General features: G+C 59.5%; 9 protein-coding genes. 3 read left to right on the top strand and 6 right to left on the bottom strand.

What is annotated here, in order from left to right; translation table 11 throughout:
- Positions 1-28: 28 nt before the first annotated feature.
- The 3 genes from PG5_RS30330 to PG5_RS30320 form a co-directional block, all read right to left on the bottom strand.
- The gene (locus PG5_RS30330) at positions 29-667 is read right to left on the bottom strand and encodes a LysE family translocator (protein ID WP_020800900.1); all 639 of its coding nucleotides are present in this window, start codon (positions 665-667) and stop codon (positions 29-31) included.
- 24 nt (positions 668-691) lie between these two features.
- Positions 692-1,126, bottom strand: a complete 435-nt coding sequence (locus PG5_RS30325; protein ID WP_020800899.1) for an NUDIX domain-containing protein — start codon at positions 1,124-1,126, stop codon at positions 692-694.
- Positions 1,127-1,310: 184 nt separating this feature from the next.
- Complete coding sequence (locus PG5_RS30320) at positions 1,311-2,132, bottom strand: carbon-nitrogen hydrolase family protein (protein ID WP_020800898.1); 822 nt, start codon at positions 2,130-2,132, stop codon at positions 1,311-1,313.
- Positions 2,133-2,250: 118 nt separating this feature from the next.
- Here PG5_RS30320 and PG5_RS30315 point away from each other — a divergent pair, with 118 nt between their 5' ends.
- Both PG5_RS30315 and PG5_RS30310 read left to right on the top strand, forming a co-directional pair.
- Positions 2,251-3,054, top strand: a complete 804-nt coding sequence (locus PG5_RS30315; RefSeq protein ID WP_033045134.1) for a helix-turn-helix transcriptional regulator — start codon at positions 2,251-2,253, stop codon at positions 3,052-3,054.
- A gap of 109 nt (positions 3,055-3,163) precedes the next feature.
- Entirely contained in the window at positions 3,164-4,783 is a 1,620-nt protein-coding gene (locus PG5_RS30310; protein ID WP_020800896.1) for an FMN-binding glutamate synthase family protein, read from the top strand.
- A gap of 24 nt (positions 4,784-4,807) precedes the next feature.
- Here the strand turns inward: PG5_RS30310 and PG5_RS30305 are convergent, their stop codons facing one another.
- The 3 genes from PG5_RS30305 to PG5_RS30295 are packed head-to-tail and all read right to left on the bottom strand — an operon-like array spanning position 4,808 to position 7,629.
- Positions 4,808-6,316, bottom strand: a complete 1,509-nt coding sequence (locus PG5_RS30305) for a glucosyltransferase domain-containing protein (protein ID WP_020800895.1) — start codon at positions 6,314-6,316, stop codon at positions 4,808-4,810.
- Positions 6,317-7,258 carry a glycosyltransferase family 2 protein gene (locus PG5_RS30300; protein ID WP_020800894.1) on the bottom strand — a complete coding sequence of 314 codons (942 nt, stop codon included), beginning with the start codon at positions 7,256-7,258 and terminating at the stop codon, positions 6,317-6,319.
- Complete coding sequence (locus PG5_RS30295; RefSeq protein WP_020800893.1) at positions 7,255-7,629, bottom strand: GtrA family protein; 375 nt, start codon at positions 7,627-7,629, stop codon at positions 7,255-7,257. Before PG5_RS30295 ends, PG5_RS30300 begins: the two co-directional genes overlap by 4 nt.
- A gap of 248 nt (positions 7,630-7,877) precedes the next feature.
- On the opposite strand from PG5_RS30295, the gene PG5_RS30290 reads away from it, so the two are divergent.
- Entirely contained in the window at positions 7,878-9,005 is a 1,128-nt protein-coding gene (locus PG5_RS30290) for an OpgC family protein (RefSeq protein WP_020800892.1), read from the top strand.
- Positions 9,006-9,056: the final 51 nt, after the last annotated feature.

Below are 9,056 nucleotides of genomic sequence, written 5' to 3'. Positions count from 1 at the left end.
GGACAAGTCCCCTCGCCACAAAAGCTGTTCAGGCCATCCGTTTTTGCTCGAGCATCAAGCGCAACGCCAGTGCCGACAACACAAAGCCCATGAAATAACGCTGCAATGCCAGCCAGGTCGGATTGCTGACAAACCATGACGCGATGCCCGACGCGAACAGGGCGATCATCAGGTTCACGCAGAAACTGACGCTGATCTGGGTCAGGCCCAGGACGATACTTTGAGTGAACACCGAACCGTGCTCAGGGGTGATGAATTGCGGAAACACCGACAGGTAGAACACCGCAATCTTCGGATTCAGGGCGCTGGTGAGAAAACCCATGGTGATCAACTTGCGCGACGAATCCGGTGGTAGTTGTTGCGCTTCGAACGGCGAACGCGCTCCCGGTTTGACCGCCTGCCAGGCGAGCCACAACAGATACAGTGCGCCGGCCCACTTCAACACTTCGTAGGCCATCGGCACCGCCAGGAACACGGCGGTCAACCCGGCCGCGGCGGCGAACAGATGCACAAAGAAACCCGCGACCACGCCGAGCAACGAAGTGACCCCAGCCTTGCGGCCCTGGCAGATCGAACGGGAGATCAGGTAGATCATGTTCGGCCCCGGTGTCAGCACCATCAACAACGCGGCAGCGGCGAAAATCAGCAGGTCTTGAAGCGGGATCATGGGCGAAGTCCTTTGCGTAAATGATCAGGCGGTCGCGGTCAGCGAAGCTCGATAAAACGGCAGGATCAGGTCCCGTGTCAATGGCGCCAGAACGACACCACCGTCGGTACCCGGATCAATCCAGAGCACCTCTTCGATCTCGGCGGCCGGGGACACATCGGTGTCGATGGTCAGCAGAAACAGTTCGGCCTGTACGACAAAACCCGGTTCATTGGCGGCAGGGGCCGAGAACTGCCCGAGGAAAGTGGCTTGCGTCGGATCGATGACCAGCCCCAACTCCTCTTCCAGCTCCCGGGCCAGTGCGCTGGCCGGTTGCTCACGGGCCTCGATCTTGCCGCCCGGTTGCATGAATGCCTGGGTGCCGCGCTTGCGCACCAGCAGCGTACGGCCGTCCGGGCCGATCAACAGGGCGGCGGCGATGTGGATAAGTCCGCAAGATTGGGCAGCAAACGTCGACATGAAAAAAGGCCTTTGACTCAAAAGCGCCAAGGATCACATGTCCGCCACCGATTGTGTAGGAGTCGAGTTGATCGTTCCCACGCTCCGCGTGGGAATGCAGCCCGGGACGCTCCGCGTCCCAAATCAAAAGCCGAACGCAGAGCGTCCGTTGATGCATTCCCACGCAGAGCATGGGAACGAGCAGTCAACCCGCAGGAATCAGCAATTCCCGAAGACCGCTGGCATGCTCAACCCATTCCCCTGACAACTTCAGCCGCTGATCCTCCAGGTATCGATAATCCCGACGCGCCGCCGTCAACCGCTCCAGGTCCAGGTCCAGTGCAAACTGCCCCTCGTCACGCCCGGCCTCGAACAACAGCGTGCCCAAGGGATCCACCAACGCACTGCCGCCAGCAAACAACACACCGCCATCGCCCTCTTCCACCCGGTTGACCATCAGTGCAAACGCCTGGTTTTCCTGGGCTCGGGCCATGATCGCCGTGCGGTGAGTGGGACCGTAGGGGTCCATGTTGCCATTGGTCACCAATAACAATTCGGCACCCAGTTGCGCCAGGGCGCGTGCGGTTTCCGGGAACTCGATGTCGTAGCAGATCAGCAAACCAACTCGCACCCCGTTCCACAGGCAGGTGGCGAAGCGATCACCGGCTTCATACACGCCACGCTCCGACGGCCACAGGTGCGTCTTGCGATACTTGAGGGCGATACCCTCGGGGGTAATCAGCAACGTAGTGCTGTAGAACCGGCCGTTGTCGCGCTCGCTGGTGCCGATGACCACGGCAATGTTGCGATCACGGGCGGCTGCGACAATCGCACTGACGGTCGGGCCCTCCAGCGGTTCGGCAACCTCGGCCACGGACTCCGCGCACGGGAAGCCCATCAGGTGGCTTTCCGGGAACATGATCAGTTGCGTATCGGCAGCGCAGGCGTTGATCGCCACCAGGGCTCGTTCGAGGTTGTAAGCCGTGTCATTGTCACGGCCCGCCAATTGGGCGAGTTCGACTTTCATGGGGAGTCCTTGTTCTGAACGCCGGAAAGATTGCCCGGTCGTTGTGTGTGCGCCAGTATGCGCAGCAAGCACGCGGTCGAAAATCACGCCGCCGGGGTAACACGATAGGGGTAGAGGCATGACACTCGCGTTGGACGACATCGCCTGGCACCGCTCGGTCGGGCAATTGATCGATGCCTTGGACAAGCCCAATTTCTGGACGCAGTTGGTGCGCTTGCTGGATCAATACGTGCCCTGCGATAGCTGGGTGGCCTTGCTGTTCAGCGCCGACCAGCACCCACAGGTGTTTGCTGAATGCCCAGGCATTGACGCCAGCCCCGACCCGCTGTTCCAGGATTACCTGCGCGGCCTGTACCTGCTCGACCCGTTCTATATCGCCTGCCGCGAGCAGTCGCGCAGCGGTTTGTATCGCCTGTCGGAAGTCGCGCCGGAGCAGTTCGAACTCACCGAGTACTATCAACGATACTTTCGTGTGAATGTCGTGGCCGACGAAATACAGTTTAATTGCCAACTGGAGGGCGATCGCACCTTGTGCCTGTCACTGGGCAGCCAGCAACGCTTCAGTGCGCAGCAGATTGCCCTGCTTTCGCTGATCCAGCCCTGGGTGCTCGGGTTGTTGCGCCAGCGCCTGCCCTACGAGACCAACGAAGTGCTGGCGGCCTCTGCCCCCGCGCCGGTACAAGGCGACTGGCGCGTGCAACTGGAAGCTTCGGTGCAGCAACTCATGGGCGCACAATTGACCGCCCGGGAGCTGGATGTCGGGCGCTTGATGCTCAGCGGCTGCTCCAGCAAGGAAATCGCCCGCAAACTGGAAATCTCCATCGAGACCGTGAAAGTCCATAAGAAACACATGTACAGCAAGCTGGGGATCAAGTCCCAGTCCGAGCTGTTTTCGATTTTTCTCCAGGCACAAAACGCCTGAAAAGATCGCAGCCTTCGGCAGCGCCTAAAAAGGCAAGCCATGCACCCACCTGTAGGAGCTGCCGAAGGCTGCGATCTTTAAAAACCGAGTCCGAACCCAAGGAAACCGTATGAGCCTGTCACTCCTGAGCCGCTACGCCTTCTTTGCCGTCTGCGTAATTTTCACTCTCGCCAGCCTGCCCTTCCTCGATCACGACTGGCTCTGGCCAATCACTGTCGTTACCGGCATCCTCAGCCTGATCGGCATTTTCGATCTACTGCAAAGCCCCCACGCGGTGCGCCGCAATTACCCGATCCTGGGCAACATCCGCTACCTGGTCGAAGCGATTCGCCCGGAAATCCGTCAATACCTGCTCGAATCCGACAGCGACGCCCTGCCCTTTTCCCGCGCCCAGCGCTCGCTGGTCTATTCCCGCGCCAAGAATGAGAGCGCCGACAAACCGTTCGGTACCTTGATCGACGTGTACCAGTCCGGCTTTGAATTCATCGGTCACTCGATGCGTCCCGCCCCCTTGAGCGACCCCAGCGGTTTCCGCGTCACCGTCGGCGGCCCGCAGTGCTCCCAGCCGTATTCGGCGTCGGTGTTCAACATCTCGGCCATGAGCTTCGGCTCGCTCAGCGCCAACGCCATCCGCGCGCTGAACCAGGGCGCCAAGCTCGGCAACTTCGCCCATGACACCGGTGAAGGCAGCATCAGCCCCTATCACCGCGAACACGGCGGCGATCTGACGTGGGAGCTGGGCAGCGGATATTTCGGTTGCCGCACGGCCGACGGGCGCTTCGACCCGGAACGCTTCGCCGCTCAAGCACGAACACCTCAAGTGCGGATGATCGAAATCAAGATGAGCCAGGGCGCCAAGCCGGGCCATGGCGGGATCCTGCCCAAGCACAAGGTCACTCGGGAGATCGCCGACACCCGCGGCATTCTGATGGGCGAAGACTGCATCTCACCGTCACGCCACAGCGCGTTTTCCACGCCGATAGAGCTGATGCATTTCATCCAGCAATTGCGCGAGTTGTCCGGCGGTAAACCGGTGGGCTTCAAATTTTGCCTGGGGCATCCGTGGGAGTTCATGGGCATCGCCAAGGCCATGTTGGAGACCGGCATTCTCCCGGACTTCATCGTCGTCGACGGCAAGGAAGGTGGCACCGGTGCCGCGCCCGTGGAATTCACCGACCACATCGGCGTGCCGATGCGCGAAGGTTTGTTGTTCGTGCACAACACCCTGGTGGGATTGAACCTGCGGGACAAAATCAAGCTCGGCGCCAGCGGCAAGATCGTCAGCGCGTTCGATATCGCCAGCGTGCTGGCCATCGGCGCCGACTGGGCCAACTCGGCGCGTGGGTTCATGTTCGCCATCGGCTGCATCCAGTCGCAAAGCTGCCACACCAACAAATGCCCGACCGGCGTCGCCACCCAGGATACGTTGCGCCAGCGCGCGCTGGTGGTGCCGGACAAGGCCCAACGTGTCTACAACTTCCATCGCAACACCCTCAAGGGCCTGGCTGAGATGCTTGCTGCCGCGGGCCTTGAACACCCATCGCAGCTGTCGGCCAAGCACTTGGTACGGCGCATGTCGGCGACCGAGATCAAACTGTTCTCGCAGCTGCATGTGTTCCTTAAACCAGGAGAGTTGCTGACCGGTGAAATCAATGGCGAGTTCTACTCGCGGATGTGGCAGATGGCACGGGCGGACAGTTTCGAGCCCAATGAGGTGGCGGCGGCCTGACCTTCGCGGCCCCGACATTGCGCGTCACCAACGCAGCGATTTGATCGGGGCCGGCTCCTTCATGACGATGAAGCCGTAATCGCCAATCAGGTAAATCCGGTAGAACTGGCTTTCCACCAGCGGTGTGTAGTCTAGATAACCCACCCGTGTCGCGTTGCGCCGCTCCTTCTCCGCCACCACGTTGGTGATGCCCACTTTCGGCAGGTTTTCAGCCAGCATGTAGAAGTCGACGTTCAGCAGATAATGCAACACCGGCAGTTGCTTGAACGAACCCGCGGCTCCCAGCAGCCAGTGATCGGAATAGGTCACCGACATGTAGATGCGTTTGGCCTCACGCAAGGGTTGATGGCTGACAATGTCGCGTTCAAGGCTATTCAGCGCACTGCTGGCGAAGGTTTTCTGCACCGTCAGGACCCGGCCATAGGCAAACGACAACGACAGCATGGCCAGCAGCGGTACCAGCAACAGCAGCGGCAGGCGGTCATGCAGCATTGCCAGCGCCAGATGACTCAAAAAGAACAGCAGCACCAGTAACACCGCAAACCCCATCAAGGTCCTGGCGCCTTCGTTGAAGTCGCGAAAGAACAGCGCGACACCGGACACCAATAACACCACAACCGGTACGGACAGAAGACACAGCAGGCCGATCAGGAGCTTCTTCGATCCGCTGTCCTTACGCTTGATAATCTCCAATGCCAGACAAACAGCACCGGCAACGGCGCACAGCAACAACCCGGCAGACAGCCAGGCAAATCCGCCATGGAACAGCAGCACGACTTTTTCCAGCACTCGCGCGATGTTCATGTGGATTTGCAGCAAAGGCTGCGTTGACCCGTTGAGCAGCAACGTACGGTCCTGTCCCATGAAGGGAAATGCACTGACGCCGTAAATCAGCCAGCCGAGAAGCAGCTGGGCGATCCTCCAGCCGATCAAGCCGCCCCACCGCTCCCAGGCCACTTGGTCATTGACTGCCCTGAGCACTTCCAGACAGCACAGGCCAAGAAACACATTGATGCTGACTTGATACAAGCCCAGCGCCAGCGCGATCAGGAAGGAAGGCACCAGCCATTGCAAAATACGTGAAGGGTGATGAAACGTGATGGCGTAGATCACCGCCACCACGCTCAGTGTCATGACCGGACCGTCGTATTGATAGGTCAGGTTTTGCAGGAAGAACGGGTTGTACCAGAGCGGCAACAGCACCAGGCAACAGGCAACGGTCGGTTGGCGGAAGCGATGAAAGGTCAGGCTGGTCAGTGCCCAGGACATGACCAGGGTGGCGATCAACAGCGGCAGGGGAAAGATGTTCGGCGCGCCGTTGCTGAAGGTCAGCGCTTTGTAGAACAACTCGGCGAACAATCGCCCTTCCTTTGCCCAGGCCATACCGGCCGAGAGCGAACGCCAGTTGTCATCGATGTAGGGAAAATCCGCGAGGATCAGCGGCAGGACATACACAAAGGTCGCGAACAGAAAAAACAGCCAGGCCTGGCGGCGAGTGAGTTCCTTGATGAAGAAATCGCTGAACCTGCCCATCTAGGGTGTGCGCCTGTCTTTGCCGCCAACGATGTCCTTGATCACATAGCGCGGCCGGTGCTTGGCTTCGATGTAGATCCGGCCGACGTATTCGCCGAGGATACCAATGCCGATCAGCTGCACACCGCCGAGAAACAGGATAGCAGTCATCAACGAGGGGTAACCGGGCACGCTGTTCCCAAAGAAAATCTTGTCCAGCACCATGTACACCGCGTAGAGCACCGCAAAAATCGAAATCCCGCCGCCGACGTAAGTCCACAGGCGCAGCGGCACGGTGCTGAACGACGTCACACCCTCCAGTGCCAGGTTCCACAATTTCCAGACGTTGAACTTGCTACTGCCTGCCACACGCTCGGCCCGCTCGTATTCCACCACCACCGTGTTGAACCCGGCCCAGGACAACACGCCTTTCATGAACAGTTGATGCTCGGGCAAGGTGCGGATCACGTCCACCACCTTGCGGTCCATGAGCCGGAAATCACCGACGTTCTCTTCGATCCGGGTGTAGGAAATTCGATTCAACAGGTGATAGAACAGCGCCGCGCTGTGGCGCTTCAAGTAACTGTCGGAGGTGCGGTCGCGGCGCTTGGCCAGAACCACGTCCGCGCCTTGTTGCCATTGTTCGATCAACAGCGGGATGACACTGATCGGGTCCTGCAGGTCGACGTCCATCGGGATGACCGCATCGCCGCTGGCATATTCCAGCCCGGCAAACAGCGCCGGTTCCTTGCCGAAATTGCGCGAGAAATTGATCAGCATCACCTGTTCGTCCACCTGCGCCAGGGCCGCGGCCTGTGCGGCGGTGCCATCGGTGCTGCCGTCATTGATAAACACGATCTCGACCTCGGCACCGTCGAGTTTCAACTCACGTCGTACCGCCTGGTAAAACAGGTTGATCGCCTGTTCTTCGTTGAACACCGGGACGATAAGCGAAACCTTCATGAATCACGCTCACGAAACACCACGTATTTGGAAAACAGGAACCCCAGCACCAGGCTCAGGCCGGAAAACAACGCCACGGTCAGCAGGCCATGCAAGCGCCAGACATCGCCGGCATGACCGACGCCGAAGCTGAGCGCACCCATCGCCAGCATGAACGACAGGTAGCCGCCTACCGACGCCTTGGCGTCAAAGGTATAGAGCGCGTTCATATAAAAGGAAAACGAGGCCGCGACGCAAAAGGCCGCCAGGTTACTGGCCGCTTGCGTGAAGCCGGCAGCCACGCTCAAGAGAAAAAAGATCTGCCAGTGAATCAGCGTGTTTGCAACGCCAATCACCGTGTAGCTGGACAAGCCTTTGCATGAAAGCCTCATGTAACGCTCCTGCGACAGAACGCTGAACACACAGGTATTTGAGCTTGTCTACTGTCAGAAATCGCAGGTCGGCCAACCTTTCAGACCAGCGGTCAGGACTTGCAATCAGGGCAGGAGACATTCCGAAATACCCCGCCTTTGCAATTGCCGGCGAATCAGTCCACCCTGCGCGCCGCCAATATGTGGCGCGCAACTTTTTGCGCCTTTGGCTAATCCTTTGTTCAATACCTGTCTACGAGCCTGACGTCATGACGCTAGCGCGCGATCACCGGATCGATTTTTTTCGCGGCCTGGCACTGATCTTCATTTTCTGGGATCACGTGCCCCACAACCCTTTGGGTCAAATCACGCTGCGCAACTTCGGGTTCAGCGATGCCGCCGAAGTCTTCGTGTTCCTCGCCGGTTACGCGGCCGTACTGGCCTACGGCAAAGTCCTGGCGCGCGAAGGCTTTTTGATCGCCTGTGTGAAAATCCTGCGCCGCGCCTGGGTGCTCTATGTGGTGCACATCTTCCTGCTGGCAATGCTGATGGGCATTGTATTTTTCGCCAACAGCCACGTGGAAACCCGCGACCTTGTGGAAGAAATGGGCATGCATCATTTCATCAGCGACCCTCAGCAGGCCCTGATCGATGAGTTGTTGCTGCGTTTCAAACCGAACCTGATGGACCCGCTGCCGCTGTATATCGTGCTGCTGGCGGGCTTGCCGCTGGTGCTGCCGATATTGGTACGCAAGGCCTGGCCGGTGGTGGCGGTGTCCTTTGCGCTGTACATGACGGTGCCGTTGTTCGGCTGGAACCTGGCAGCGATCAAGGATGGCGTCTGGTACTTCAACCCCGTGGCCTGGCAACTGCTGTTTGTCCTTGGCGGTGCGGCGGCGATGCATGCTCAACGCCCTCGCGTGCCCGACACCCGGCCGCTGGTGCGCCAGCCGTTGTTCATGATGGCGGCGGTGTATTGCGTAATCGCCGCGGTGCTGACCATCGCCTGGCGCTGGCCGCAGGTCCACGACGCCCTGATGCCCGCCAGCCTGGGCAATCTGCTGTACCCGATCAGTAAGACCAACCTGTCGCCTGTGCGTCTGCTGCACTTCCTGGCGTTGGCCTACGTCACCGCGAAACTGTTGCCCAACACCGGCTGGACGCAAAACTGGCTGGCGCAGCAGAGCTGTCGCATGGGGCGTTTTTCGTTGGAGATTTTCTGCCTGGGCGTGTTGCTGGCGCCTCTGGCGGACATGCTCAATGCGCTGACCGACGATGCGTTCGCCATGCAGATTTTTACCGCGTTGGTGGGGGCCGGGTTGATGGCGTTGCTGGGGGCGTGGCTTGAGTTCAACAAGCGCTTGAATCGACCTGTCCCGGCGGTCACCGCCTTGTAAAAAAAGCCGTGTTTAAGAGCTGGATTGGGGGGATATCCATTGCTGCGGTAA

The sequence above is a fragment of the Pseudomonas sp. G5(2012) genome, from assembly GCF_000408945.1.
Classification (GTDB): Bacteria; Pseudomonadota; Gammaproteobacteria; order Pseudomonadales; family Pseudomonadaceae; genus Aquipseudomonas; species Aquipseudomonas umsongensis.
Note: the sequence above shows the minus strand (reverse complement) of the source record. Positions and strands in the feature narration are given on the sequence as shown.